The following is a 281-nucleotide window of genomic DNA, read 5'->3' as shown; positions in this document are numbered from 1 at the left end:
CGTCGCTGGTGCGAAGGCGGCGTGATCGAGCGGATTTTCCGGCATCTGGCTGCTGACCATGACAACGAATACATGATGATCGACAGCACCATTGTCCGTGCTCACCAGCATAGCGCGGGCGCCCGTAAAAAAGGGGGATGGATCAGGCCACCGGGCGGTCCCGTGGCGGACTGACCACGAAAATCCATGCCATTGTCGATGCCGCGGGAAAGGCTGTGGCTCTTTCCCTGACGCCCGGACAAAGGGCCGACATCACAGAAGCAGAGCCATTGCTCGATGAA

The 281-nt window shown here is 59.8% G+C and carries 1 pseudogene; it reads left to right on the top strand.

The annotated features are described in order from the left end of the window. Positions 1 to 281, top strand: a pseudogene (locus B7449_RS19380) (transposase); the annotation flags it as partial.

This window comes from Komagataeibacter intermedius TF2 (genome assembly GCF_000964425.1).
GTDB lineage: Bacteria > Pseudomonadota > Alphaproteobacteria > Acetobacterales > Acetobacteraceae > Komagataeibacter > Komagataeibacter intermedius.
Note: the sequence above shows the minus strand (reverse complement) of the source record. Positions and strands in the feature narration are given on the sequence as shown.